Source organism: Halorubrum sp. SS7, from assembly GCF_005435055.1.
Lineage (GTDB): Archaea > Halobacteriota > Halobacteria > Halobacteriales > Haloferacaceae > Halorubrum > Halorubrum salinarum.
Genome location: NZ_SGXV01000190.1, coordinates 1 through 734 on the forward strand (window position 1 = coordinate 1; position 734 = coordinate 734).

A 734-nucleotide genomic window follows, 5' to 3' on the forward strand; every position below is an offset into this window, starting at 1 on the left:
TCAGCCCCGCCGCGTCTCCGGACGTCCCCTCCGTGAGCGTCGCGTACATGAAGCTCCATCCGACGACCACGACCACGGAGGCGTAGATGACTCGCCACAGTCGTTCGCCGTAGCCGCAGGACTGGTGCAGCAGGTAGTTTCCGAACCACTTGCCCGCCGAGACGAGTCGCACATCGGGGTCCTGATCCGGGTCTCGAACGAACCGGTAGTTTTTCGCCCGCCTGTACTTCATTTCCTGAACGAAGAACTGCGCGGCCACGTGTCGGTCGCCGACCTGATCCGCGCCGTTTTTGGCCTTCAGGTAGGTGTTTTCGAGGTCGGCGGCCGTCGTCGTCTCACGGAACTCCTCGTCACCGGTCATCTCGTACAGCGCCTCGCTGCTCGGCATCTCCGAGGCATCCTCGGCGTCGGCGATCTCCTTGATGACTGCCCTGTCCAGTCCGGTCTGTTCTTGGAGCATCCCGACGTGATCGACCTCGTCGAAGAGCTCCGCCACTTCCGAGGGGTGCGAGTCGAGAAACGCGTCGATGAGGTCCTGTCTTCCGGGGTTCACGAACTCCGCGTCGTCAACGGTGGTGTGTAGTTGCCAGTTGGCCTCCGCGAGTTCCTGTTTGTAGTTCCCGAAGTCGAACCCGTCGAAGCTGGTGTTCGCGAACCGGAAGTACTCGAAGAGGTCCACGTCGCTCGTCTCCCCGAGGCCGTCGGAAAGTTCGACCGCGCCGAGCTCCGCGTTC

General features: G+C 62.7%; 1 pseudogene. It reads right to left on the bottom strand.

What is annotated here, in order from left to right:
* Positions 1–679 (bottom strand): annotated as a pseudogene (locus EXE44_RS17540) (hypothetical protein); the annotation flags it as partial.
* Positions 680–734: the final 55 nt, after the last annotated feature.